Source organism: Clostridium sp. AM33-3 (assembly GCF_003480315.1).
GTDB lineage: Bacteria > Bacillota > Clostridia > Lachnospirales > Lachnospiraceae > Brotaphodocola.
Genome location: NZ_QUIV01000006.1, coordinates 1 through 26,243, shown reverse-complemented (window position 1 = coordinate 26,243; position 26,243 = coordinate 1). Strand labels below are relative to the sequence as shown.

At 49.6% G+C, this 26,243-nt stretch carries 23 protein-coding genes, 4 tRNA genes and 1 riboswitch; of the genes, 23 read left to right on the top strand and 4 right to left on the bottom strand.

The window, feature by feature from the left end:
- The first annotated feature begins 7 nt into the window (after positions 1-7).
- The 4 genes from DW819_RS04900 (at position 8) to DW819_RS04885 (ending at position 4,508) form a co-directional block, all read left to right on the top strand.
- Positions 8-421, top strand: coding sequence for an endosialidase (locus DW819_RS04900; protein WP_118732340.1), 414 nt, complete (start codon positions 8-10; stop codon positions 419-421).
- A 30-nt stretch (positions 422-451) separates the two neighbouring features.
- The gene (gene radA, locus DW819_RS04895) at positions 452-1,819 is read left to right on the top strand and encodes a DNA repair protein RadA (protein WP_118732339.1); all 1,368 of its coding nucleotides are present in this window, start codon (positions 452-454) and stop codon (positions 1,817-1,819) included.
- Positions 1,820-1,992: 173 nt separating this feature from the next.
- Positions 1,993-2,063, top strand: a tRNA-Trp gene (locus DW819_RS04890).
- A gap of 87 nt (positions 2,064-2,150) precedes the next feature.
- Positions 2,151-4,508 (top strand): ATP-dependent DNA helicase, encoded by a 2,358-nt coding sequence (locus DW819_RS04885; protein ID WP_118732338.1) that lies wholly within the window; start codon positions 2,151-2,153, stop codon positions 4,506-4,508.
- Between the two features lie 69 nt (positions 4,509-4,577).
- Here DW819_RS04885 and DW819_RS04880 read toward each other — a convergent pair whose 3' ends face one another.
- On the bottom strand, positions 4,578-5,453 hold the full coding sequence (locus tag DW819_RS04880) for a LysR family transcriptional regulator (RefSeq protein WP_118732337.1): 876 nt from the start codon (positions 5,451-5,453) through the stop codon (positions 4,578-4,580).
- A gap of 291 nt (positions 5,454-5,744) precedes the next feature.
- On the opposite strand from DW819_RS04880, the gene DW819_RS04875 reads away from it, so the two are divergent.
- Both DW819_RS04875 and DW819_RS04870 read left to right on the top strand, forming a co-directional pair.
- Complete coding sequence (locus tag DW819_RS04875; RefSeq protein ID WP_243025588.1) at positions 5,745-6,698, top strand: M14 family metallopeptidase; 954 nt, start codon at positions 5,745-5,747, stop codon at positions 6,696-6,698.
- Positions 6,695-7,630 carry a M14 family metallopeptidase gene (locus DW819_RS04870; protein WP_118732336.1) on the top strand — a complete coding sequence of 312 codons (936 nt, stop codon included), beginning with the start codon at positions 6,695-6,697 and terminating at the stop codon, positions 7,628-7,630. The genes DW819_RS04875 and DW819_RS04870 overlap by 4 nt, the downstream gene beginning before the upstream one ends.
- Positions 7,631-7,649: 19 nt before the next feature.
- On the opposite strand, the gene DW819_RS04865 is transcribed toward DW819_RS04870, so the two are convergent.
- Positions 7,650-8,489: a YihY/virulence factor BrkB family protein gene (locus DW819_RS04865; protein ID WP_118732335.1), complete on the bottom strand. Its 840-nt coding sequence runs from the start codon at positions 8,487-8,489 to the stop codon at positions 7,650-7,652.
- 173 nt (positions 8,490-8,662) lie between these two features.
- Between DW819_RS04865 and DW819_RS04860 the strand changes: the two genes are divergently transcribed.
- The 6 genes from DW819_RS04860 (at position 8,663) to DW819_RS04835 (ending at position 14,794) form a co-directional block, all read left to right on the top strand.
- Positions 8,663-10,414 (top strand): ABC transporter ATP-binding protein, encoded by a 1,752-nt coding sequence (locus DW819_RS04860; protein ID WP_118732334.1) that lies wholly within the window; start codon positions 8,663-8,665, stop codon positions 10,412-10,414.
- A 1-nt stretch (position 10,415) separates the two neighbouring features.
- Positions 10,416-12,170 (top strand): ABC transporter ATP-binding protein, encoded by a 1,755-nt coding sequence (locus DW819_RS04855; RefSeq protein ID WP_243025586.1) that lies wholly within the window; start codon positions 10,416-10,418, stop codon positions 12,168-12,170.
- Positions 12,171-12,187: 17 nt separating this feature from the next.
- Positions 12,188-12,715: an anaerobic ribonucleoside-triphosphate reductase activating protein gene (gene nrdG / locus DW819_RS04850; protein WP_118732332.1), complete on the top strand. Its 528-nt coding sequence runs from the start codon at positions 12,188-12,190 to the stop codon at positions 12,713-12,715.
- A gap of 14 nt (positions 12,716-12,729) precedes the next feature.
- Positions 12,730-13,293, top strand: a complete 564-nt coding sequence (locus DW819_RS04845) for a chromate transporter (protein ID WP_118732418.1) — start codon at positions 12,730-12,732, stop codon at positions 13,291-13,293.
- Positions 13,294-13,860 carry a chromate transporter gene (locus DW819_RS04840; protein WP_118732331.1) on the top strand — a complete coding sequence of 189 codons (567 nt, stop codon included), beginning with the start codon at positions 13,294-13,296 and terminating at the stop codon, positions 13,858-13,860.
- A 214-nt stretch (positions 13,861-14,074) separates the two neighbouring features.
- Complete coding sequence (locus DW819_RS04835) at positions 14,075-14,794, top strand: transglycosylase domain-containing protein (protein WP_347560163.1); 720 nt, start codon at positions 14,075-14,077, stop codon at positions 14,792-14,794.
- A gap of 55 nt (positions 14,795-14,849) precedes the next feature.
- On the opposite strand, the gene DW819_RS04830 is transcribed toward DW819_RS04835, so the two are convergent.
- Positions 14,850-15,485 (bottom strand): GNAT family N-acetyltransferase, encoded by a 636-nt coding sequence (locus DW819_RS04830; RefSeq protein WP_118732330.1) that lies wholly within the window; start codon positions 15,483-15,485, stop codon positions 14,850-14,852.
- A gap of 61 nt (positions 15,486-15,546) precedes the next feature.
- The gene (locus DW819_RS04825) at positions 15,547-17,610 is read right to left on the bottom strand and encodes a M28 family peptidase (RefSeq protein ID WP_118732329.1); all 2,064 of its coding nucleotides are present in this window, start codon (positions 17,608-17,610) and stop codon (positions 15,547-15,549) included.
- Between the two features lie 155 nt (positions 17,611-17,765).
- Positions 17,766-17,880: riboswitch (FMN riboswitch) on the top strand.
- A gap of 116 nt (positions 17,881-17,996) precedes the next feature.
- Between DW819_RS04825 and ribD the strand changes: the two genes are divergently transcribed.
- From ribD to DW819_RS04770, 11 genes are all read left to right on the top strand, one after another.
- The gene (ribD, locus tag DW819_RS04820; RefSeq protein WP_243025584.1) at positions 17,997-19,100 is read left to right on the top strand and encodes a bifunctional diaminohydroxyphosphoribosylaminopyrimidine deaminase/5-amino-6-(5-phosphoribosylamino)uracil reductase RibD; all 1,104 of its coding nucleotides are present in this window, start codon (positions 17,997-17,999) and stop codon (positions 19,098-19,100) included.
- Entirely contained in the window at positions 19,081-19,770 is a 690-nt protein-coding gene (locus DW819_RS04815; RefSeq protein WP_118732328.1) for a riboflavin synthase, read from the top strand. Before ribD ends, DW819_RS04815 begins: the two co-directional genes overlap by 20 nt.
- A gap of 24 nt (positions 19,771-19,794) precedes the next feature.
- The gene (locus tag DW819_RS04810) at positions 19,795-20,994 is read left to right on the top strand and encodes a bifunctional 3,4-dihydroxy-2-butanone-4-phosphate synthase/GTP cyclohydrolase II (protein WP_118732327.1); all 1,200 of its coding nucleotides are present in this window, start codon (positions 19,795-19,797) and stop codon (positions 20,992-20,994) included.
- Positions 20,995-21,043: 49 nt separating this feature from the next.
- Positions 21,044-21,511, top strand: a complete 468-nt coding sequence (gene ribE, locus DW819_RS04805; protein ID WP_118732326.1) for a 6,7-dimethyl-8-ribityllumazine synthase — start codon at positions 21,044-21,046, stop codon at positions 21,509-21,511.
- Between the two features lie 129 nt (positions 21,512-21,640).
- Positions 21,641-22,051 carry an ACT domain-containing protein gene (locus tag DW819_RS04800; protein WP_118732325.1) on the top strand — a complete coding sequence of 137 codons (411 nt, stop codon included), beginning with the start codon at positions 21,641-21,643 and terminating at the stop codon, positions 22,049-22,051.
- 82 nt (positions 22,052-22,133) lie between these two features.
- The gene (locus DW819_RS04795) at positions 22,134-22,667 is read left to right on the top strand and encodes a DUF3877 family protein (RefSeq protein WP_118732324.1); all 534 of its coding nucleotides are present in this window, start codon (positions 22,134-22,136) and stop codon (positions 22,665-22,667) included.
- 23 nt (positions 22,668-22,690) lie between these two features.
- On the top strand, positions 22,691-24,175 hold the full coding sequence (locus tag DW819_RS04790; RefSeq protein WP_118732323.1) for an AAA family ATPase: 1,485 nt from the start codon (positions 22,691-22,693) through the stop codon (positions 24,173-24,175).
- Between the two features lie 115 nt (positions 24,176-24,290).
- A tRNA-Pro gene (locus DW819_RS04785) sits at positions 24,291-24,364 on the top strand.
- Positions 24,365-24,391: 27 nt separating this feature from the next.
- A tRNA-Glu gene (locus DW819_RS04780) sits at positions 24,392-24,463 on the top strand.
- Positions 24,464-24,502: 39 nt separating this feature from the next.
- Positions 24,503-24,575: transfer RNA gene (locus DW819_RS04775), tRNA-Thr, on the top strand.
- A gap of 292 nt (positions 24,576-24,867) precedes the next feature.
- The gene (locus tag DW819_RS04770) at positions 24,868-25,881 is read left to right on the top strand and encodes a hypothetical protein (RefSeq protein WP_147353159.1); all 1,014 of its coding nucleotides are present in this window, start codon (positions 24,868-24,870) and stop codon (positions 25,879-25,881) included.
- The last annotated feature ends 362 nt before the right edge of the window (positions 25,882-26,243 follow it).

Sequence of the window (26,243 nt, the reverse complement as noted above, 5' to 3'; positions counted from 1 at the left end):
CAAACACATGCCAGTAATCGAATCTTTAATCCGCTCCGAAGCTGATGGAACCATCAGCTTCGGCAATTACAAATTAGACACCAAGAGCAAGCTTGATAATTTTGAACATGCGGGAGATTTATATAAGATCAAAACCTTCTATGAGATCACAAAATTAGAGCGCAACGGTTCTTTCGTTTATGAGTCTGTACCGGGAACAGCAGTAGAGCATTTCTCCGCAAAGCATGATGGCGTAGAGTTTACCGTATCCGGCGACAAAGATGCCCAGATCACCATTCAGCTGGAGGATGATACAGAATACGAGGTTTATGTTGACGGTGTTGCGGTAGGCGGCATGAAGACCAACATGAGCGGCAAGCTGGTAGTCAGTGTAGAGTTAAGCGAGGGTGTCACCTGCCAGGTTAAGGTGGTAAAACGCTAAACATCCTCTTTCAGGAAGGGCATACATAGCATGGCAAAAGCAAAGACAACCGTTTTTTTCTGCAAGGAATGCGGTTTTGAATCCAGCAAATGGCTTGGACAGTGTCCGGCATGTAAGGAGTGGAACACACTGGTGGAGGAACCGGTGGCAAAGAAAGCTCCGGCCGGCCGCACCGGCGGTATTTCCCAGCGTGTACCGGCAAAGCCTGTAAAGCTGGAGGAGGTGTCCATAGAAGAACAGGACCGGATCCCAACGGGATATCCGGAACTGGATCGTGTACTGGGGAGCGGCATAGTAGCCGGCTCCCTGGTTTTAGTTGGGGGTGATCCCGGTATCGGAAAATCGACCCTGCTGCTTCAGATGTGCCGGAATCTGGCCAGGGATGGACACCGGGTGCTTTATATTTCCGGAGAGGAATCCTTAAAACAGATCAAGATGCGGGCCGGCCGAATCGGAACCGTAAGCGGAGAACTTCTGTTTTTATGCGAAACAAATCTGGATACGATCGAGGAGGCCATCCGCGAGACAAAACCGGAGATCGTCATCATCGACTCCATCCAGACCATGTTCCGGGAGGATGTGGCATCCGCACCGGGCAGCGTGAGCCAGGTACGGGAATCCACCAGTGTGTTGATGCAGATTGCCAAGGGCCTGGGGATTTCTGTGTTCATTGTCGGACATGTGACCAAAGAGGGTGTGGTAGCCGGGCCGCGTGTGCTGGAGCATATGGTAGACACAGTTCTCTATTTTGAGGGTGAACGCAATGCCTCTTACCGCATTCTGAGGGGAGTAAAGAACCGCTTTGGCTCCACCAATGAGATTGGCGTGTTTGAGATGCAGGAGAACGGACTGGAGGAGGTAGAAAATCCATCGGAGTATCTGTTAAGCGGACGTCCGGAGGATGCTTCCGGTGCTGTGGCAGCATGCTCTTTAGAGGGAAGCAGACCAATCCTCCTGGAAGTGCAGGCGCTTGTGACCCAGACAAACTTTGGCATGCCAAGGCGTACCGCAGCAGGGACGGATTTCAACCGTGTGAACCTGCTGATCGCTGTGCTGGAAAAGCGCTGCAGATATGAGATGTCCCGTTACGATGCTTACGTGAATATCGCAGGCGGCATGCGGATGAACGAACCGGCGCTCGACCTTGCCATCATTATGGCTCTGGTATCCAGCATGAAGGATAAGCCTGTGAATCCAAAGTGCATGATCTTCGGCGAGGTGGGACTGGCCGGCGAGGTGCGTGCCGTCTCCAAGGCGGAGCAGCGAGTACATGAGGCCATCAAGCTGGGATTTGAGTCCTGTATCCTGCCGCAGGTATCTCTGGATAAGATGAAGAACACTGATAAGATCACACTGTACGGTGTGAACAATGTAAGGGAAGCAATTCGGCTGATTTGATGAAAAAGCAGGAAACCAGCCCGGGGCTGATTTCCTGCTTAAAACACTGCTTTCGCATAAAAAATATATTTTTTTCAAAAAATTAAAAAAATTGTTGACAGTGCAAATAATCCATGTTATTATAATGGAGCGTTGAGGAAAACGAAAGAAACAAAAGCTCAACAAAACCGCATAGGGGATTAGTTCAATGGTAGAGCACCGGTCTCCAAAACCGTCGATGGGGGTTCGAGCCCCTCATCCCCTGCTAAAGAAGAGCGATAAGGTCGAAAGGTCTTATCGCTCATTTTGTTATGCGCAGAGATCCATTCCACAAAAAACAGGAGGAATTTTCATGGACGCTGATCGAGGAATCATCCGCATTTCCGTGCGAAACCTTGTGGAGTTTGTCATGCGGAGCGGAGATATAGACAACCGCAGAACCTCCGCGGCGGAAAAGGACGCCATGCAGGCGGGAAGCCGCATGCACCGGAAGATCCAGAAACGTCAGGGCGCGGATTACCACGCTGAGGTGCCGATGAAGCATACGGTGGAGCAGGAAGATTACCGGATTCTGGTAGAAGGCCGGGCAGACGGTGTCATTGAGGCAGTCTCCGGAGTTACGATCGATGAGATCAAGTGTGTCTATCTGGACATTCATCAGCTGGAAGAGCCGCTTACGCTGCATCTGGCGCAGGCACTGTGCTATGCGTATATGTACTGTGCGGATCACGAAAATATAAATTCCATTACCATCCAGATCACCTACTGCAATCTCGAAACGGAGGAGATCCGCCGCCTGAAGCAGGATAAGACGCGGGAAGAACTTGAGGAATGGTTTCAGGGACTGATCCATGAATATGTGAAGTGGGCTAAATATCTGTATCATCATACCCTTCGACGGAATGAATCTCTGCGGGAACTTCAGTTTCCGTATGAGTACCGGACCGGACAGAAAGAGCTTGCCGTGTCTGTGTATCGGGCACTGGCCCGCAGGCGCAATCTGTTTATTCAGGCGCCGACCGGAATTGGAAAGACCCTTTCCGTGGTTTACCCATCCTTAAAATCCATGGGCAATGGGACCGGAGAGAAGCTGTTTTACCTGACGGCAAAAACCATTACCCGAAGTGTGGCGGAAAACTGTTTTGCGCTGCTTCGGGAGCGGGGCATGTTGTTTACCACCGTGACTGTCACAGCGAAAGAAAAACTCTGCCCCATGGAAAAGACCGAATGTAACCCGGATGCCTGTCCCTGCGCAAAGGGACATTTTGACCGGGTGAATGATGCCGTGTTTGACATCATTCATGAGCAACATGGCATTACCCGGGAGGTCATTCTGGAGTATGCGGACCGGTATCAGGTCTGCCCCTTTGAGTTCTGTCTGGACATCAGCAGCTGGGCGGATGGCATCATCTGTGATTACAATTATGTGTTTGATCCGAATGCCAGACTGAAACGGTATTTTGCGGAGGGAAACCAGGGAGACTATCTGTTTCTGGTGGATGAGGCGCACAATCTGGTCAGCCGGGCCCGGGAGATGTTCAGCGCCTGCCTGGTAAAGGAGGATATCCTGCTGGTGAAAAAGCTGGTCAGAGGGCGTTCCGGAAAGCTTGTGCGGGAATTGGAACGCTGCAACCGCAATCTGCTGGAGCTGAAGCGGGAATCAGCCAGATACCGGGTGCTGCCGGACGTAAATCTGCTGGCATCGAATCTTCTGGGAGTCATGGGAGAGCTTGAAGTGTTTCTGGAGGAAGAAAAAGAATTTCCGGAACGGGAACTGGTTCTGCAGTTTTATTTTGACCTGCGGCATTTTCTGAACATGCATGATGGCCTGGATGATCATTACCGGATCTATACGGAGCTGGGGGAGGATGGAAATTTCCGCCTGTATCTGTTCTGTATTGATCCGTCCCGGTGCTTAAACGCCTGTCTGGAAAAGGGTATTGCGGGAATCTTTTTTTCAGCGACCATGATTCCGGTCATCTATTATAAGAAGCTGCTCAGCGGCAATCCGGAGGATTTTGCGGTTTATGCAAATTCTCCGTTTGACGGGAAGAACCGGTTGATTCTGGTGGCGAAGGATGTCAGCAGCCGTTACAGCCGCAGAAACCGAACAGAATTTGGCAAGGTGGCCGATTATATTACGGAGCTGGCCCACAGCCATGTGGGAAATTATATGGTGTTTTTTCCATCCTATCGTTACATGGAGGAAGTGGAACAGCTTCTGGATGAGCGCTATGACGGAAGCTTTCGCTGGCAGATGCAGACGAGCCGCATGACGGAGAAGGAGCGGGAGAAATTTCTGGAGCTGTTTGAAGAAAAGCGTGAACAATCCTTTGTCGGACTTTGTGTGCTTGGCGGGATATTTTCAGAGGGAATTGATCTGAAGGCGGAACGACTGGAAGGAGCGATCATTGTGGGAACCGGCTTGCCAATGGTATGCAGTGAACAGGAAATCCTGATGCAGTATTTTGCGGAACAGGGAGAGAATGGATACGATTATGCCTATCAGTATCCGGGCATGAATAAGGTGCTGCAGGCAGCAGGACGGGTCATCCGCACGGCTGAGGACCGGGGCGTGATTTTGCTTTTAGATGACCGCTTTTTGCGGCAGGAGCTCCAGGAACTGTTCCCGCGGGAATGGACCGAATATGGTCTGGTGACCCGGGAAACGGCAGGAGGGTGGCTGAAGCATTTCTGGGAGAACCGATAGCCTGGACAAAAATTCTGGTTCAGGAATGGGACAAAGAAAGCCCGGCATGAAAATGAAAATGGAGATGCGCTACAGCATCTCCATAAACTGCTTAGCCGCCTGGGAAATAGGCAGGCTGTCATTGCTTGCGACCACGATCTGACGGGTTGGAAGCTCTTCGTGGATCTGAACCTTAAAAAGGCTGTGCTCGTTTTCCGGAATACAGTAATCCGGAACAAAGGCAACGCCCAGACCGATGCGGGCCAGGTCAATTAAAAGATCATTGCTGGAAAGCTCGATCTCCGGAACCAGATCCAGCTGATGGCGCTGGAACATGCTGTGCAGAAACTCACTTGTGGTGCTCTTGCGGTCCAGCATCAGGATCGGAAAGTGCCTTAAATCCTTCAGGCTGATGGTTTTGCCCCGCAGCTCCTTGTATTCGTCGTTGGCTACGAAGACGTCTTTAAATTCCCGGATGATACGCACATTCTGGGTGTTGGAAAGACCGGAGTTTGGGTAGTTGGTGATGGCAAAATCCACCTGGCCGGATTCCAGCAGTTTTGCGCAGGCAATGGAGGTCTGGTTGGTAACCTTGATATGCACATTCGGATAGCGCCTGTGAAAATCCTTCAGATAAGATACCAGATAGTAACGGCAGATGGTGTCACTGGCACCGATGCGAAGCTGACCGCCGTTTAAGGTATTCGCCTCTAAAAGCTGGTTCTCGCCCTGGCGGATCAGGTTCATGGCAGGTTCGATATGCTTTAAGAGAATCTCACCCTCCGGCGTAAGCTGTACCCGCTTCGTGCTGCGGATGAAAAGCGGCTGGTTCAGCTTTTTTTCCAGTACCTTGATGGACTGGCTGACAGCAGACTGGGAAATGAACAGCTGCTTGGAGGCTTCCGAGAAGCTTAGGGTATTAGCAACATGATAAAATACTTTATATAGTTCGTAATTGATGTCCAATATTAGCCCTCCTTATAAAACTATGGTTATTCTATCATGCTGCTGATGAATTGTAAAGGACCTGCGGGATAAATTGGCATCGAAAAAGAATATAATAAATTCTTAAATCGCTTGCATAAAATCCGGATTCGGTATAATCTGTCAGAGATAGACACATTAAATGAGATCATGAATCTTGGAGAAGGCGCAAGTCATGCCTGGATGGGATTTTATGGATGCTGCCGTTGACCGGGGCTGCTTCCTCGGCAAAGCCGGCCAGGAGCAGACAATATTGATAAAGGTGGAAGAAAAGTGAAGCACGATGCTACGATAAAAACCGTGACAGAAGTAGGACTTGCTGTCGATGAAAAATTAAGGATCTTAAAACACGTGATCGAGCCGGAATACAAAACCGGAAAGGAAAAGAGGATCTGCGTGGTAACCGGTACCCATGGAGACGAGCTGGAAGGCCAGTATGTCTGTTATGAGCTGAACCGGATCTTAAAAGAACAGAAGGAACATTTAAAGGGAATCGTCGAGATATACCCTGCATTAAATCCCCTGGGCGTGGACTCCATATCCCGGGGTATTCCTATGTTTGACCTGGACATGAACCGGATCTTCCCGGGAAGCGAGGAAGGCTCAGTGGCAGAGCATGTGGCGGCAAAAATCGTGGAGGATATTGCAGGCGCAGACCTGTGTATTGATATTCATGCCAGCAATATTTTCCTGAGGGAAATTCCACAGGCCCGCATCAATGTCAACACCAGGGAGCAGCTTCTGCCCTTCGCGACACGTCTGAATCTGGATTTTGTCTGGGTCCATGCGGCGGCTACTGTGCTGGAATCGACGCTGGCCCACAGCTTAAACTCCATCGGGGTCCCGACGGTTGTTGTTGAGATGGGTGTAGGCATGCGTATTACGGAGCATTTCTGCCATCAGCTGACTGACGGAATTTTCTGTGTGATGAAGGATCTCGGAATCTGGGACGGCGATGTGATCGTTCCAAAGGAACCGATCATTTCCGATGATGGAGAGGTCGGATTTTTGAATGCAGAGCATCCGGGAATCTTTATCCCTTCTGTAGAACACTGGAAAAATGTGGAAGAGGGACAGATCATTGGACGGATCTTAAATCCGCTGACCGGAGAAATTGCCCAGGAAGTAAAAGCACCGATCCACGGAATGCTTTTTACGCTGCGGGAATATCCGGTGGTATCCTGCGGCTCCCTGATCGCCCGTGTGCTGGGAGGTGACTACCGATGAGAAAAGAGATTATATTTACGCTGGAAAACTGTTACCGGGATAACATGGACGTGTACGGCTTCCACTTCGGAAAGGGAGAGAAGGCAGCCTGCATTGTAGGTGCCATACGCGGCAACGAGATACAGCAGCTGTATATCTGTTCCCAGCTGGTAAAGGCATTAAGGAAACTGGAGGAGAAGGGCGCCATTGTGCACGATAATGAGATTCTGGTAATCCCGTCGGTCAACCATAGTTCCATGAACATCGGAAAGCGCTTCTGGGCAACGGACAATACCGATATCAACCGGATGTTTCCGGGATATCATGCCGGAGAAACTACCCAGCGGATCGCAGATGGTGTGTTCCGGGCAATCCAGGGATACAATTACGGCATTCAGTTTACCAGCTTTTACCTTCCAGGAGATTTTGTGCCGCATGTCCGCATGATGGACACCGGTTACCAGAACGCAAGCCTGGCGAACCTGTTCGGACTTCCGTATGTAGTGATCCGCCAGCCGCAGCCGATCGATACGGCTACGCTGAATTATAACTGGCAGATCTGGAATACCAATGCGTTTTCTGTTTACAGCAGTGCCACAGCGCAGATCGATGAGCGGGCAGCCCGTATGGCGGTCGCATCCGTGCTGCGTTTCCTGACCCGTATGGGGATTTTGCGTTATACCAGCCACAGCGGCTATATTGCAAGCGTCCTGCGGGAAGATGACCTGACGAATGTCAAAAATGATCTTCCGGGACTTTTCCGCAGGCATGTGGAGCCGGGACAGGAGGTGCACCGGGGAGAGGTGCTGGCTTCCATCATTGACCCGCTGGAGGGTGAAGTGATCAGCCAGATCCTGTCTCCGACAGACGGAATTGTCTTTTTTGCCTATCATGAGCCTACGGTGATGGAGGGCACGATCATTTTCAAGATCATCCGCCGTCTGCACGAGTAGACTGTGTCTTTATATCAGGTCAGTGCTCCTGCCACCGGCTCAGAACATGCTCCCGGTTCAGGAAATTGTTCAGCTCTGCCCCGATAAACAGGATACAGATACATATGTAAAGCCACAGCATCAGAAGAACAATGGCTGTCAGGCTCCCGTACATATAGGAAAAATTACGGAAATGTGAAAAATAAATAGAAAAGGCATAAGAAAATGCCAGCCATAAAACCGCGGTAAAGACAGCTCCCGGAAGCTGCTGCCGCGGTTTCTGCTTTCTGGACGGAACGATGGTATAGAGTCCCACAAAGGTAAGCAGGAAGATGGCCATGGCAAAAAGGAAGCGCAGACTGATGAGAATGCGGGCTGTCGGGGCAAGGATCGGAAGAAAGCGAAGCAGCAGATGCTCAATATTCTTGCCGAAGATCAGAAGCACGAGGGACATGACACAGACCAGCATAAAGATCAGCGTGTAAAAGGAACACAGCAGGCGCTGTAAAAGATAATTGCGGCGTTTAAAGTCCCCGTAAATCCGGTTTAAGCCCCGCTCAATGCCCAGCATTCCCTTGGAGGCGGACCACAGGGCTGTCAGCGCGGTTACAGACAGAATGGTTCCCGGAGATTTGATGTAAAGATCCTCTACAATGCTGACAACCAGAGCGTGCAGCATCTGGGGCATGATCCTTACCATGACAGCGAGCAGGTCAGATTTTCCGACGTCCGGAAGAAACTGGATCAGGGTCAGGAGCAGCATGATAAAGGGAAAGAATGCGGTTACAATAAAGAAGGATGCCTGTGCTGCGTACACGGTGATCTCATCCTTTACGCACCGGTCCCAGATCTGTTTACAATGAAGGAAAAAAGAAATCATAGATAGCGTTTCCTTTCTGAAGTCTTACTCTTTATCATAGTAGCATGAGCTTTGGAATATGGCAAGGAGAGGCTTTCGGCTTCTTGTGGATGCCGGAAATATGTGCTATAATTATCCAATACGTTTTGCTGTGAACTGCAAAACGAAAAACCTATGACACCTGGAGGTTTACTATGAAGAGGCTGCTGCGTTATTTAAACGCCTACAAAAAAGAGACGGTGCTGGCCCCTCTCTTTAAAATGCTGGAAGCCAGTTTTGAATTGTTTGTACCGCTTGTTGTTGCTCAGATCGTGGATGTTGGTATCAAAAATCAGGATCCGGGCTATATCCTGCGAATGGGAGGACTTCTTGTATTGCTGGGAGTGATCGGCCTGACCTGTTCCATCACGGCACAATATTTTTCGGCAAAGGCAGCAGTCGGTTTTGCGACCGGTCTGCGCAATGATCTGTTTGCCCATATCGGAAGCCTCTCTTACAGTGAGCAGGATACCATCGGAACCTCCACGCTGATCACCCGCATGACCAGCGATATCAACCAGGTACAGTCCGGTGTGAATCTGACACTGCGGCTGCTCCTCCGTTCTCCGTTCATCGTGTTCGGAGCCATGGTTATGGCTTTCACCGTAAATGTGAAGGCAGCCATGATCTTTGTAGTTGCCATTCCGGTGCTTTCTGTGATCGTATTCGGTATCATGGCTGTCAGCATGCCGCTGTACAAAAAGGTTCAGAAGCAGTTAGACCATGTGACCCAGGCAACCCGGGAAAACTTAACCGGCGCACGTGTGATCCGTGCCTTTAACCGACAGGAGGATGAAATCCGAAACTTTGACGAGTCCAACGGACTTCTCGTAAGGTTCCAGGTCTTTGTCGGTAAGATTTCCGCGCTGATGAACCCGATGACCTATGTGGTAGTCAACCTTTCCATTATTTCAGTAGTCTGGATCTCCGGAAAACAGGTGGATGCCGGCATTATCACCCAGGGTGAGACGGTGGCGCTTGTCAACTATATGTCGCAGATCCTGGTAGAGCTGATCAAGATGGCAAACCTGATCATTTCCATTTCCAAGGCACTGGCCTGCGCAAATCGTATCAGCAGTGTCCTGGAAGAAAAGAGCAGCATTGTCAGTCCTGCTAAGGGTATGGTAACGGCTTCGGAAGCTGCGGCAGAGGGAGCAGGAGCACCGGCCAAGGTACAGTTTGACCATGTGAACTTTCTTTATAAGGGCGCCAAGGCAGATTCCCTGACAGACATCAGCATGACCGTAAAGAAGGGACAGACTATCGGTATCATCGGCGGTACCGGTTCCGGAAAATCATCTCTGGTAAACCTGATCCCGCGTTTCTATGATGTGCGGGAGGGTGCAGTCCTTGTGGATGGTGTGAATGTAAAGGATTATCCGCTGGAAACCCTGAGAGAAAAAATCGGTGTTGTGCCGCAGAAGGCAATCCTCTTCCAGGGAACTCTTCGTGAAAATATGAGATGGGGCAAAAAGAATGCCACCGATGAGGAAATCTACCGTGCCCTGGATATCGCACAGGCCCGCGAATTCGTGGATGGCAAGGAAAAGGGACTGGATCTTTATATTGACCAGGCCGGAAAGAATTTATCCGGCGGACAGAGGCAGCGCCTGACCATTGCCCGCGCCCTGGTGCGCGAGCCGGAGATCCTGATCATGGATGACAGTGCCTCTGCACTGGACTTCGCGACGGATGCGAAACTCCGTATGGCGATCCAGAAGGGCACAAAGGATATGACTGTTTTCATTGTATCCCAGCGTGCGACCACGATCCGGCATGCGGACCAGATCGTAGTCCTGGATGATGGTGCGGCTATGGGCATTGGTACTCATGAGGAGCTGTTTGAAAGCTGTGAGGTATATCGCGAGATCTGTCTGTCCCAGCTTTCCAGAGAGGAGGTGCAGTAAAGTGGCAAAACTTGAGATTGAAAAACATAAATCAACCTTAAAGCGGATCCTGAACTATATTGGAAGCTACAAATGGCTCGTAGTTCTCTCCCTGATCCTGGCTGCCGTGACCGTGGCAACCACCCTTTACGCGCCGATCCTGGTGGGAGAGGGTGTCGACCTGATCCTGGGTCCCGGCAATGTGGATTTTAACGGACTGCTTGCGATCCTTCGCAAAATTGCGGTCGTGATCGTCGTTACGGCGCTTGCCCAGTGGCTCATGAACCATATCAACAACCAGATCACCTACCGGGTGGTAAAGGACATCCGAACGAAGGCCTTCAACCATCTGGAGATTCTTCCGCTGAGCTACATTGATTCCCACCAGTACGGCGATATCATCAGCCGTATCATCGCAGATATTGACCAGTTCTCCGAGGGACTGCTGATGGGCTTTACCCAGCTCTTTACCGGTGTCCTGACGATTCTCGGAACCCTGGGATTCATGCTGGTGGTGAATCCGTTCATTACGCTTGTGGTGGTGTGCGTGACTCCGCTTTCCCTGTTTGTGGCAAGCTTTATCGCAAAGAAAACCTATTCCATGTTCAGGCTTCAGTCCCAGACCAGGGGTGAACTGACTTCCCTGGTAGATGAAATGGTGGGAAATGAAAAAGTAGTACAGGCCTTTGGCTATCAGGATGAGGCGCAGAAGCGCTTTGAGGAGATCAACGGACGCCTTCAGGGCTACAGCCTGCGTGCGATCTTTTTCTCTTCGATCACCAACCCGGCCACCCGTTTCGTCAACAGTATGGTATACGCCAGCGTCGGTGTCGCCGGTGCTTTCGCTGCCATCCGCGGACTGCTTACCGTGGGACAGCTTTCTGCGTTCTTAAGCTATGCGAACCAGTACACAAAGCCTTTCAATGAGATTTCCGGCGTTGTGACCGAGCTGCAGAATGCCCTGGCCTGCGCGGCACGGGTATTTGAGCTGATCGACGAGCCGCCGTTTACCCCGGAGGATGCCGACGCAGTCAATCTTCAGAACGTGGACGGCAGTGTAAAGCTGGAGCATGTAAATTTCTCCTACACTCCGGATACTTCCCTGATCGAGGATTTAAACCTGGATGTAAAGCCAGGACAGCGCATTGCCATTGTCGGACCGACCGGCTGCGGCAAGACCACCATGATCAATCTGCTGATGCGTTTCTACGATGTAGTAAGCGGTTCTATCAGGGTGTCCGGTGAAGATATCCGCCACGTTACAAGAAAGAGTCTGCGCACCAATTATGGAATGGTTCTGCAGGAAACCTGGTTAAAGGCCGGAACCATCCGGGAGAATATTGCCTACGGCAAGCCGGACGCGACCGAGGAGGAGGTCATCCGGGCGGCAAAGGAGGCGCATGCCCACAGCTTTATCAAGCGTATGCCGGATGGATATGACACGGTGATCTCCGAGGATGGTGGCAATCTTTCCCAGGGGCAGAAGCAGCTTCTCTGCATTGCCCGCGTCATGCTGTGCCTGCCTCCGATGCTGATCCTCGATGAGGCAACCTCTTCCATCGATACCCGCACCGAGATCCGTATCCAGAAGGCTTTCGCTGCCATGATGAAAGGCCGTACCAGCTTTATTGTTGCACATCGTCTTTCTACTATCCGTGAGGCCGATGTGATCCTGGTGATGAAGGATGGCCATATCATTGAGCAGGGAACCCATGAGACCCTGCTGGCACAGAACGGATTTTACGCGAACCTGTATAACAGCCAGTTCGCGGGATAATAAGGAGTGTTGGAATTATGAATTACGCAACCATCAAGCCGGTAGACATTGCCAATGGTCCGGGTGTGCGGGTGTCGCTTTTTGTGAGCGGCTGCAGACATCACTGCAAGGGCTGTTTCAATGCTCAGGCATGGGATTTTGAGTACGGTGAACCGTTTACGGAAGAGGTCTGGCAGAAGATCTTTTCCGCTCTGGATCACGACTACATGGAAGGCATTACCCTGCTTGGCGGGGAGCCTATGGAGCCGGAGAACCAGGCTGGGCTGCTGCCGTTTTTAAAAGAACTGAAAAAGCGTTTTCCCCAAAAAACGATCTGGTGCTTTTCCGGATATGATTTCGAGAAGGACATTCTGGGACGCATGATGAAGGAATCGGAGGTAACACGGGAGCTGGTGCCGCTTCTGGATGTTCTGGTAGATGGAAAATTTGTGGAAGATTTAAAGAATTTAAGCCTGAAATTCCGCGGCTCCGAAAACCAGCGGATCCTGGATGTGGCGCGCTCCCTTGCAGCCGGGAAGGCAGTCTGGATGGAGCAATATCGATAATGGAAGTATCAAAGATGGAAAACAAGAGAAGGGTGTTGTGGAAGCTGTTTGTCTCCACGCTCTACCTGAGTGCTTTTACCTTTGGCGGCGGTTATGTGATCGTTTCGCTTCTGAAGAAAAAATTTGTAGATGAATATCACTGGATCGAGAATGAGGAGATGCTGGATCTGGTCGCGATCGCCCAGTCCTCTCCGGGAGCCATTGCGGTCAACGGGGCCATCGTGGTGGGATATAAGCTGGCCGGAATGGCCGGAACGGTGATTGCAATTCTTGGAACCATTATTCCGCCGTTTCTGATCATTTCTGCAATCTCGGTTTTTTACAATCTGATAAAAGACAATTTCATTGTGAGTCAGATGCTGCAGGGCATGCAGTCCGGAGTAGGAGCAGTCATCGCGTCGGTTACCTATGAGATGGGAGCCGGTATTGTTCATGGAAGGAACAAGACATCTATCCTTATTATGGTCTGTGCCTTTGCTGCATCCTGTATCTTCCGGGTCAATGTCATTTTCGTGGTGATTGCCTGCGGCCTTCTTGGCGTCGCGCGGACCCTCCTTACCGGAAAGGAGACTGCATAAATGATCTATCTTAAGCTTTTTATCAGCTTTCTCCAGATTGGCATGTTCAGCTTTGGAGGCGGCTATGCGGCCATGCCTCTTATACAGGGACAGGTAGTGAACGGGCATCAGTGGCTGACCATGGCGGAATTTACGGATCTCATCACGATTTCCCAGATGACACCCGGTCCTATTGCAGTGAACTCTGCCACCTTTGTCGGAACGAAGATTGCCGGTGTACCTGGAGCTCTCGCAGCAACATTCGGATGTATTCTGCCTTCCTGCGTCATCGTTACGCTGATCGCGAAGCTGTATCTCAAATACCGGAACATGTCACTGCTGCAAGGCGTGCTGGCCTCCTTAAGACCTGCGGTGGTCGCCCTGATCGGCTCTGCGGGCATTGCCATTTTGACCAATGCCTTCTGGGAAAACAGCGCGCAGATTACTGCTTGGGGAACCAACTGGATCATGGTGGGAATCTTTGTGATCTGTGTAGTGCTGCTGCAGAAGGGAAAGATGAATCCGATCCTGGTCATGGTGCTGGCCGGAGTCATGAAGGTTCTGACGGCCCTGCTCATTGGCGCATAATGAAAATCGTGTTTATTCTGTGTCCGAAACCATAAGGTTCTTTTGACGGTCTGTAAGAAATTTGTCAGAATCTTCCAATTCTCGTCAGAATTGTAGAAATAGTGTCAGAATCGCTAAGAGAACGGTAAAGTCTTAAGCCTCCTCTTTGTGCTAGAATTCTATCATAAGAAAACGATGACAGAATTCAGACAGCACGAAAGAGGAGGCTTACATTATGATGAGAGGAAAACGAATTGCCAGATGGGTATTTGCATTTGCATGCACGGTCATGGCAGGCTGTGGATTTTCTTTAGCCGGAGAGGGCTATGGATTATATAAAAATGCAGTACAGACTGTAAGCCTGGAGGAAAAGGTAAACGAGATCCGCAGCCGGGAGAGTTTTACTTCCCTGGAAGAGATGCCGGAGACTTATGTGCAGGCTGTGGTATCGGTGGAGGATCACCGCTTTTACGAGCATTTCGGCCTGGATCTGATCGCGATCGGCCGGGCTTTGGTCAATGATATAAAAGCAGGACGCTATGTAGAGGGCGGCAGCACCATCACACAGCAGCTTGCAAAAAATCTGTACTTTTCCCAGGAAAAGACCATGAACCGCAAAGCAGCTGAGGTTTTTCTGGCACTGGAACTGGAACGGAACTATACTAAGGATGAGATTCTTGAACTCTATGTAAACAGCATTTACTTTGGAGACGGATACTACAATGTCGGAGAAGCCAGCGAAGGATACTTCGGAAAACCGGCAGCAAAGATGAATGATTATGAGTGCACGCTTCTGGCAGGCGTACCAAACGCCCCATCCAAATACGCACCGAGCAAAAATCTGGCATTGGCCGAAAAACGTCAGAAGAAGGTTATAAGCCGAATGGAAGCCTGCGGTTATCTCACGAAGGAAGATACCACACTGATGAGCGCAGAACTGGTGGCGATGAATTAAGAAAACAAAAGGAAAAGGGACAGTCCAATGAAGCGGATTGTCCCTTTTCTTTCTGTTACTGAATTTCCCGGATCATACAGTATTGCTTGAGCGGGAAATTCTGCTTCATGATTCCATAGACTTTAAAGCCAAGGTTTTGATAGAATTCTACGTTCTTTTCGTTGTGGGTCTCCAGGGAGATCATCATGCGGTGAGAGTCAGCATAGTCGATGGCTTCCTGCATCAGCCGGGCGGCAATGCCATGATGCTGCATCTTAGGATCTACCGCAAGATAGATGATATGGAGACGCTGGTTCTGGTGCAGCTGGTCTGTCCAGCTGGAATTTAAATAGTCCACGCCCTTTAAAAAGTTGTGAAAGGTTCTCAGGGTGTGATCCTCCCTGATGAGGTAGGTGTCGGTCTGGAGCGTGGCCCGGGCTTCTGCAAAATAGAACTGGAAAATGTTGTAGGGCTCGGCCTCGTCAGAGACAACCAGTATTCCGTTTAAGTCTGCACAGTCGGAGAAAATCTCGCAGGTTTCGTAAAATTCATCCATATCGCAGTGAAAAAGCTCCGGCATAAGGCGCTCACGGACTTCAGGATCCGGAATCAGAGTCTCATAGAGCGGGTCGTGTTTGAAGCAGGCATACAAAAGCTGCTCCAGCTTTGGCAGATCTTCACGCTGTACGCGGTATAGTTTATCACTTTCCATAGTATGTTCAGACGAAGCTTCGTCTGTCCTTTCTGTATTTCATGATATTGTTGGTAAAAACTCAGATCAGAAACTGGTCATGCACCAGACTCTGGATCTGATCGGTGGTCTGCAGCAGCAGGCGGCACTGATCCTGGAAAATCCTGGTCAGATGACTGATCTCACCGGAGAGCGAAATCTCGTCTGGCTCTTCTTCTTTTTTCTGAAGCAGGTCCTTCACCAGAGCATAGATATTCTCGTGCGGCATCAGACGCCGGTATCCCCATTTCAGGCGGTCCTGCGGCTGATTTAACACATAGTCGGTGAAATGGTTGTAAACCTCTTCATCAAACATGAAAGCGTAGGCATTGTTGTCTACCTGATAGAGCTTTCGCAGGGCAGAAGAGAGGTTCTGCTCCTTTAAGTTGGCAATGGCACCGCCGATCAGGCGGATGTTCTGCAGCAGGATTTCATGCGGGTAGTGGACATTGCCGTACCAGTCAATGCGTACCAGCTCATCCTGGGCGTATTTGAAACGGCGAAGAGCTTCTTTTTCGGCTTCCCGGGATTCCAGATACAGGCATTCGGCTTCTTTTTGTCTTCCTTCTGCCAGAAGCGCACGATAATGACTGTTTAAGCTTCTGCGGGATTCATAACGGCTTTCCGCAACATCCGCTGCATCGGAGAGCATTTTTTCCAGGTCAGAAATCTTTTCTGCCAGAGAAGCCAGAGTCATAGGACTGATGAGATCCATGGCAACGAAGGAACGGAGAATCTCACTGGATGCGTTGTAGCCGTCCAGGGCACGCTTCATGACCGGAGCGGAGCATAACGGAATGACGCAGGTTTCGTCAAGAGCCATGATGAGAAGGGCGAAGAGCTCATGATGAAGCCGGTAGACCTGCTCATCATAAAAGGCATCGTTATCAAACTGAGAGTGATAGTGAGTCTCCATAAAGCTTCCGCCCGTAAAATCGTTGACCATGGACGGGATGCCGGCAATGGCCATGGAAAAGTCATCGGACCAGGTCTCGATCGGGGACGTGACGCGGGTCTCCTCCGGGTATGCCTGGGTCAGATCCGGAAGCTCAGATAAGTATTCCTCCAGAAACCGTGTATATTCGTAGCAGCTGCGGATGCGTGCGCGGGTACCGTGCGCCAGGGCCGGAAGCTCGAAGTTTAAGTCAGCAATGACCTTTCCTACCCATTCCGGGTGTGCAGTGAACACCTGCTCGTATGCACCGGTGGACCAGTCAAAGTTGGAATCCACAACCCCCCATTCCTCAGCAGCCATGGCGCAGATCACAATGGTATTATTCGGTGTAAAACCACTTGCGAGAAGTGCTTTCGCGATGCCAAACATCAGGGCAATGGCCGTATTGTCATCCTGAAAGCCGCTGAAGTAAGAATCATAGTGGGCAGACAGTAAAACCATGCGGTCCGGATGACGGCCGGGAATACTTCCCACGATGTTGTAGGTGGTACAGTCCCGGGTGACACGGCTGTCTGCATCCAGGGTGATGGTTATCTCGGCAGTGCGCTCCAAAAGCTCTTTTAAGGGATCGGAGTCCTTCCGGGAGATGGAGAACGCAGGTGCATTCTCCGGGCCTGCGATATCCTGGGCATTTAAGGCTTCGTCATCGATCTCTCCGTAGCCGCCGCTCTGCACAGCGATCAGCGCAGCAGCGCCCTTTAAGTGTGCCTGGTAAACCGGGTAATTGATCCACCATTCATCGCGCTGGTTGATATCTACGAGAACCAGCTTGCCGGTGACATCCTTCCCTTCGTAGTCAGCAGCGGTTCCCTTTCCAAGATACATCAGGGAAAATTCCTTCGGTCCGTCGGTAACAAACGTCGTCTGGTAAGCGCCAAGCTGGATCTCGTGACGAGTACCATCTTCACCGGAGTAGGAAAGAACAGCTTTTTTAAATTCCCAGCCATCTACCTTGACGGCATCTTTTCTCACATCGGAAAGGCCAATGGCTTCCATTTCCTGTTTCAGCATTTCACCGGTCTCAAACTCGGCGCGGGAACCGGCCGGACGGTAGCCCAGAACCGGATTGGTGCGAAACTGCTCCATACGCTTGGCCAGCCGGTAGGAGTAATCTATATCAAGGTTTTTCAGAATGGATTCCTGTAAGTTCATGTATGTGCAACCTCCGTTTTTACAATCAAAATGATTATAACAGATTATAACACTGAATGACAGGATAGGAAAGAAAAATGGTGAAAAAGAAAAATTCTTAAAAAACTACTTGATTTTCTGAAAATTGCGTGGTAACATTCAAATCAGCAAAATAAAACAGTCTTCAGGGCGGAGTGAAATTCTCCACCGGTGGTAAAGCCCACGAGCCGCAAGGCATGATTCGGTGTAATTCCGAAGCCGACAGTACAGTCTGGATGAAAGAAGAAAAACGATGTGCATTTCCGGTGGGAATGTACCGTATCAAGTTAGAATCAAAGCTCTGGAATTCAAATTCCGGAGCTTTTTCTTTTTTTGGACCTGGGACCTGCAAAGGGAGGCATGTAATTTTGACGGAATATGAATGGATGCGCCGGGCCATAGAGCTGGCAAAACAAGGAGAGGGCTGGACAAGTCCAAATCCGCTGGTTGGCGCTGTGATCGTAAAGCAAGGACAGATCATTGGAGAAGGCTATCATGCCAGATATGGTGAATATCATGCAGAACGAAATGCCCTGATGGCCTGCACAGAACCGGCAGAGGGGGCGGATCTGTATGTAACGCTGGAGCCATGCTGCCATTACGGGAAGCAGCCGCCTTGTGTGGAGGCCATTGTGCAGGCCGGGATCCGGAGGGTGTTCGTTGGTTCGGATGATCCGAATCCGCTGGTAGCAGGAAAAGGGATCCGGTATCTGCGGGAGCGGGGCATCACAGTGGAAACCCATGTGCTGAAAGAGGAATGCGATCGTTTGAATCCGGTATTTTTTCATTACATCCGAAAAAAAACGCCCTACGTGGTTATGAAATATGCCATGACGATGGATGGAAAGATTGCTGCTTATACCGGCGCGTCGAAGTGGGTTACCGGAGAGCAGGCCAGAGCATATGTTCAGCAGGAGCGGCACCGCTATCGGGGAATCATGGTGGGAGTCGGTACCGTGCTGACAGATGACCCCATGTTAAGCTGCAGGATGCCCGGCGGGAGAAATCCGGTGCGGATTATCTGTGACACGCATTTGCGGACACCGGTTTCTTCTCAGGTTGTGAAGACGGCAAAAGAAATCCCTACGATCCTGGCAGTCTGTGAGACAGACAGGAGCAGATACCAGCCTTATCAAGAGGCCGGATGTCAGATCCTGACACTGCCTGATGCTGATGGCCATCTGGATCTGAATGCCCTTATGGAAAAGCTTGGGGAAGAACGGATCGACAGTGTTCTCTTAGAGGGCGGAGGAACCCTGAACTGGGCAGCCTTAAAAAGCGGAATCGTACGTGAGGTACATGCTTATATGGCACCAAAGCTTTTTGGCGGCTCGGAGGCAAAAACTCCGGTGGAAGGCCGGGGCGTGCCTGACCCTGCAGAGGCGGTACATTTAAAGGTCAGGGAAATCCGTCACCTGGGAGAGGATTTACTGATTGAAAGTGAGGTGCAGGATGTTTACGGGAATTGTTGAAGAAATCGGAACGCTCAAAAGGATTGTCTGGGGCACCCATTCGGCGGCACTCACCATTCAGGCAGATCGTGTTCTTTCGGACGCGGCAGTAGGTGACAGCATAGCAGTGAACGGAATCTGCCTGACGGTCACGAGTCTGGGAAATGCAGCTTTTACGGCAGATGTGATGCACGAGACGCTGAACCGTTCCTCCTTAAAAGGGGCAAAGCCCGGCATGCATGTGAACCTGGAGCGTGCTATGGCAGCAGGAGGACGGTTCGGAGGCCACATTGTGAGCGGCCACGTTGACGGAACCGGAACAATCCGGGAAATCCGGACGGATGACAATGCCGTGTGGTATACGATCAGTGCGGGGCCAAAACTTCTCCGCTATATCGTAGAGAAAGGCTCCATCACCATCGACGGTATCAGCCTGACGGTGGCAGCTGCAACTGCAGACCACTTTTCTGTATCCACGATCCCACATACAAATGCGGTGACAACGCTTGGAGAACGGAAGGTTGGAGATCTGGTCAATCTGGAAACCGATATCATCGGAAAATATGTGGAGAGACTTATGCGTCCGGAAGAACCGGAGACGCATAAGAATACAGGAGCCGGCATGAAGCATAAGACAGAAGCATCCGCTGGCGGCATCACGAAAGAATTTTTGACCAAATATGGTTTTTAGGATACAGGAAGGAGAATAAGCATTATGATTCAGTACAATACAGTAGAGGAAGCATTGGAAGAGCTTCGAAAGGGACATGTCATCCTGGTGACAGACGATGCAGACCGGGAAAATGAGGGTGATTTTATCTGTGCGGCAGAGTACGCTACTACCGAGAATATTAATTTCATGGCAACACACGGAAAAGGCCTGATCTGTATGCCGATGTCTGCAGCTTATGCGGAAAAGCTCCAGTTTCCGCAGATGGTTTCGAACAATACGGACAATCATGAAACTGCATTTACGGTTTCTGTGGACTGTGTCGATACTACGACCGGTATTTCTGCGGCGGAACGCTCTGTGACGGCATTGCGCTGTGTAGCCGATGATGCAAAGCCGGCAGATTTTCGCAGACCGGGTCATATGTTCCCACTGGTGGCAAAGAAAAACGGAGTGCTGGAGCGAAACGGACATACAGAAGCAACCGTTGATCTGTGCCGCCTGGCCGGTTTAAAGGAATGCGGCCTCTGCTGTGAGATCATGCGGGAGGACGGAACGATGATGCGCACTTCGGAGCTGATAGGGCTGGCGAAAAAGTGGGATTTGAAATTTATCACGATCCAGGCCCTGCAGGCATACCGGAAATGCCATGAGAAACTGGTGGACCGGGTGACTGCAACCCGCATGCCGACAAAATATGGAGAATTTACGGCATACGGATTTGTAAACCGTCTGAACGGCGAGCATCATGTGGCACTGGTGAAGGGCAGCATCGGCGATGGTGAGGATGTTCTTTGCCGTATCCACTCAGAGTGTCTGACAGGTGATACCTTCGGTTCCCTGCGCTGTGACTGCGGACAGCAGTTTGCCGCAGCTATGACCCAGATTGAACAGGAAGGCAGAGGTATTCTTTTGTATATGCGTCAGGAAGGACGGGGCATTGGCCTTATCAATAAGCTGAAGGCTTATGAGCTGCAGGAACAGGGCATGGATACACTGGAAGCAAATCTGGCTCTGGGCTTTGCGGGAGATGAGCGGGAATATTACATCGGCGCACAGATCCTGAAAGATCTCGGGGTGAAGAGTATGCGGCTTCTCACCAACAATCCGGATAAAGTGTACCAGCTTTCCGAGTTTGGCATGACGATCAGGGAACGGGTACCGATTCAGATGAGTGCCACAAAATATGACCTGTTTTATCTGCGGACTAAGCAGCAGCGTATGGGACATCTGCTGCGGTATTAAAACTGGTTATTGAGAATCATATAATATATAGAAGAAAGAAGGAACAATCATGAGAGTACTGGAAGGAAAAGTAGTAGCACAGGGAATCCGCGTAGGAATCGTGGCAGCAAGATTTAATGAGTTTATCACATCGAAGCTGGTGGGAGGTGCCCTGGACGGGCTGAAACGTCATGACGTAAAAGAGGAAGATATTGATGTGGCCTGGGTGCCGGGTGCTTTCGAGATTCCGCTGATTGCGTCTAAAATGGCAAAGAGCAAAAAATATGATGCAGTGATCTGCGTTGGCGCAGTGATCCGCGGCAGCACAAGCCATTATGATTATGTGTGCAGCGAGGTCTCCAAGGGGATTGCCAATGTTTCCTTAAACAGCGATATTCCGGTGATGTTCGGTGTGCTGACAACCGACAATATAGAGCAGGCTATTGAACGGGCCGGAAGCAAGGCGGGAAATAAGGGATACGAGTGCGCCACCGGTGCCATTGAGATGGTGAATCTGATCCGTGCACTGGAGTCATAAAAACAAAAAGCCCGGAAAATGCGGCCACTTTTGCAATGTGAAGCAATAAAATATTGACGAATCTTATTTTTCGGTTACAATAGGTAATAGCGATGTTATTACAAAGAACTGAAAGTGAGGAAATTTGCGATGTTAAGACAGGTTTCTGTTTATGCTGAAAATAAAAAGGGGGCATTAAAGGTCATTACCGGAATTCTGACTGAAGCTCAGATCAACATACTGGGTTCTGTTACCAACGACAGCGCGGAGTATGGAATCATCCGCATGGTAGTCACGGATCCGGATAAGGCGCAGGAAATCCTTCAAAAGGCAGGTTATCTTTGCCGCCTGACCAATGTGCTTGGCATTGAGGTCGAGGATGAGGTTGGAAGCTTAAACCGTGTGCTGGCAGCATTCCTTGAGAGCAACATTAACGTAAATTACCAGTATCTGTCCTTTAACCGCCAGTCCGGCAAGCCGGTCATGGTACTCCACACCGATGATTGTGAGTTCGTGGAGAAATGTCTGGCAGCAAAGGGCTTTCAGATGACCGAAGTATAAAACAACAGGATCCGATAAAATGAGGGATGTGATGGTAGTATGCCAGGCATCCCCATTTTTGGTATTGGCAGGAGAGAATGACATGAAATTTGATAAACTGGAACAGAACATTATTGATATGATCAAGGAGGAGCAGGCCAAGCTTGGTTATCGGAGGGAAAATATCCGCCTGTATTATCCCCTCAGTTCCCTGGTCCATCTGACCGGAGAAAAGCTTGGAGAACAGGAGATGCTGGCCCTGCTGACTGAATTCGGCAAAAAAACAAAGACATGTCTCGGCGGCGTGACGGTTGCGGCAAAGAAGGAACGCTTCTGTTTTCTGATTCCGGAGGAGGGTGTTGCTTATGTAAAGGAACATACCAGACCCAATGAATTTATCCGCGATCTTGTAGAACTGGTGGGAAAGCACGGCTGTACCATGGAGGAGATCAAAGCACTATTTGAAAAACAGCCCTGGCCGGTAACAGTGGAGCCGGTGAAAAACGGAGAATTTGATATTCTGATCCGTTTTGACAAAGAGGCAGAGGATCCTTATTACTATTGTTTTAAAGATGAAGGATGCCACATCATTTATCACCGTTTTTTACCGGAAGATTACGCAGATTTTGAATTTTAGCATGCATAAGCGGGAGGAACCATATGCCAGTATTTGATTTCAGTGACGCGCCGGACAAAAAGAATCCGGCCGAATGTACATACACCACATTTCAGTCCAGTGAGCCGGAGGCATCACCGGAAAAGCCAATCCTGATCCTGGATAACAGCAGGAAAAAGTGGCAGCACCATTCCTGTGGAATGTTTACCAATCCGGTCAAACGTACGACCTTTGAATTTCATGAGGAGGACGGCACCGTCAGTGCCGATATTTTGAAAATTGACGCGCGGTTTGTCAGTCTGTTAAAATGGCTTGGCGAAAACCATATCAGTGTCCGTTTATCCGGAGAAAACCGTCCGGAAGGATATGCGGTTTACAAAATCCGGGAAACTGCCTTTGGCGGTGGTACGAAGCTTTCTGCGGAGGACGGATTTTTGCAGTTCATGATCGAGCGCCTGTTTGCAAGCAATGCTCCCGGGGAAGCGGAGAGCGATGAGAGCCTGGAAGAGGCCGGAGATGACATGAAGCTTACCAGCCTTCAAAGTATTACGGACTTTATGAATTGTGCAGGAAGAACCTTGCCGGACAACATCCGTCTCTGGGCCAGAAGAAATCTTGCAGTGGCACGATCTCATGAAGTGTCTCCGGAAGAACGCCGTCATGCGCAGCGGGCGCTTTCCATCATGATGAATGTGCAGTGGAAGAGCAATTATTTTGAGTCCATCGACCCGAAGGAGGCCCGCCGCATTCTGGATGAAGAGCTTTACGGCATGGAGCGGGTAAAACAGCGTATCATTGAGACGATCATTCAGATCAACCGTACCCACACGCTTCCGGCTTATGGACTTTTACTGGTAGGACCGGCTGGAACCGGTAAATCCCAGATTGCCTATGCGGTAGCCCGGATCCTGAAGCTGCCGTGGACCACGCTGGACATGAGTTCGATCAATGACCCGGAGCAGCTTACCGGAAGCTCCCGCATCTATGCCAATGCAAAGCCCGGCATCATTATGGATGCGTTTTCCATGGCCGGCGAGTCCAATCTGGTGTTTATCATCAATGAGCTGGACAAGGCGGCTTCCGGCAAGGGCAACGGCAATCCGGCAGATGTGCTTTTAACCCTGTTGGATAATCTTGGTTTCACGGACAATTACATGGAGTGTATGATCCCGACTGTGGGCGTGTATCCCATTGCGACCGCCAACGATAAAGCTCAGATCAGTGCGCCGCTGATGTCACGTTTTGCAGTGATTGATATTCCTGATTATACGGCAGAAGAAAAGAAAATAATCTTCTCCAGGTTTGCGCTGCCAAAGGTTTTAAAGCGCATGGGCTTAAAGGCCGGAGAGTGCGTGGTAGCGCCAGACGGACTGGATGCAGTTGTGGAGTTTTTCGCCGGAACCAGCGGAATCCGCGATTTGGAGCAGGCGGCCGAGCACATTGCAGCAAATGCGTTGTATCAGATAGAAGTCGATCATGTGTCCGCGGTGGTATTTGACCGGGAAATGGTCATGAATCTACTGGGATGATAGTTTGTTACCCGGCATTCTTCACCTGTATGCCGGGTAACTGCAAAATATAAAATAAAAAAATTCAAATTGTTGTTGACAATTAACACAATTTATATTATACTACAGAACGTAGCGAGGCGTGGCTCAGTTTGGTAGAGCGCTGCGTTCGGGACGCAGAGGTCGCAAGTTCGAATCTTGTCGCCTCGACTCACTTCAGCTTATGCCTGAAGAAATGGCCTCATGGTCAAGCGGTTAAGACGACGCCCTCTCACGGCGTAAACTCGGGTTCGATTCCCGATGAGGTCATATGCTTTGGATGTAAGTCCAAAGCATTTTTGTTAGGTCGCTTCTGTAGCGCAGTTGGTAGCGCAACGCATTCGTAATGCGTGGGTCGCCGGTTCGAGTCCGGCCAGGAGCTTATAAGAAAAAAGAAAATCTCCCTAAAAAGCAAGGAAAATTAAGGGTTTCCGGCATTTTAGGGAGATTTTTTTATACTTTTAAGATTAAGTATGAATAAGCAATTTTAAGAAGTTTTTAGGGGGAACTGGTGGAAAAATGCCTTCCCACCAGCATTCCACCAGAAAATACCATTTTTCATCGAAAAATGGATATATTAGTTGCTAATAAGTATTTATAAGTGTGAAAAAATTCTCTCGGTGTTTTTCTAATCCTCCATAGTCTATATAGGAAATAATTTTACGAGGTGGACTATGATGACAAAACAAAATAGAAAATCAGATGAAATAACTTTTAGCGAATATAAAAAAAGTGGACGTTCTTATGTAAGGGCACGTCAGTGGGTAACATTAATAGATGAATCAGTTGAGCGGATGGAAGGAAGTGGAAAAAATCGGATAGATGCCAGAGCTGCCTTACAGTTGAATATCGAAAAACGCAATGAGCGTATCCAGTATGGAATGAAGAAAGACGATGGGGATATTACGCTTGCTGAGGCCGTCAAGAACCTTATTGAAGAGTGTGCTAAGGAGTATGATAGGGAAAAGGGCAGAGAAGCCCGTAGAGACGTTTCTACGAAACGAGAATGGGATGTCTTTCACTCGCTGCTTTGCCCATTTGAAATTGCAAACAAAAAGCTGAACTGCATTTTTGTTAAAGATATAGAAACTTACCGAAAACAGCTTTCAAATGCGCGCTATGATAAGCATGTTACAAAGAAGAAGCATGAGCCAGAATATGTATACTACAGTGCTTCCACGCTAAATCGAATTATCCGCCTTGTCGTGACCGCTATTGATGATTATTATTTGTATCGTCCGGAAAAATCGCCGGCGATTGTATTAAAGCAATTTAAGCAAAGCAGTCCTGCCAAGACAGAAGCGGACTTTTTAGTAGGAGAAGAGTTTGAAATAGCATTAGCATATTTCCAAAAGATAAGAGAGCAGCCTAAATATGCATTGGATATTACATGCGCAGATGTATTTACGGTAGCTCTATTAATTGGTGCACGCCCGGGAGAAATTCTTGGTCTCCAGAAAAGAGACTGGAATGAAAAGACAGGAGAATTATCAATTCAGCGAACAGGAGAGTATGAGGACGGTCGTACAAAAACGGTAGGGTCTGTTCGTGTTTTGACTCCACCAGAAATTGCTGCGGCAATTTTAAATAGGCGTTGTTACGGAATATCCACAGATGATTTGATTTTCCCAGGAACAAAGAAAAATTTATTATCCCCCTCTAATCTTAATAAAAAACTGAAGAGGTAGCTGGCTGAGGCCGGAATTACTAAAAATCTGCATCCTCATTCTCTGCGTGGTTCCTCAGGAACTTATCTGCTGGATCATGATGTTCCGATTGAAGTAGTGTCCAGGATGTTTGGGCATCAGAATGTTTCCACTACGCAGAATTTCTACTCTACATACACAGAAACGCGCAGAAAGAAGGATGCCACGGAGATCAGCAATCCGTACGATTTCTGGTATTGATATTGGAAAAAGAAGGGGAAAAGAACGAAATACGCCCGGTTATTTCTTTCGGGCGGCGACAGCAGAGCGCAAGAATGCCGAGATGGGGGAGTATCCCAAAGTTTGTGTAAACCTCCAAACTGATGTAAGATAAAATTACTCAG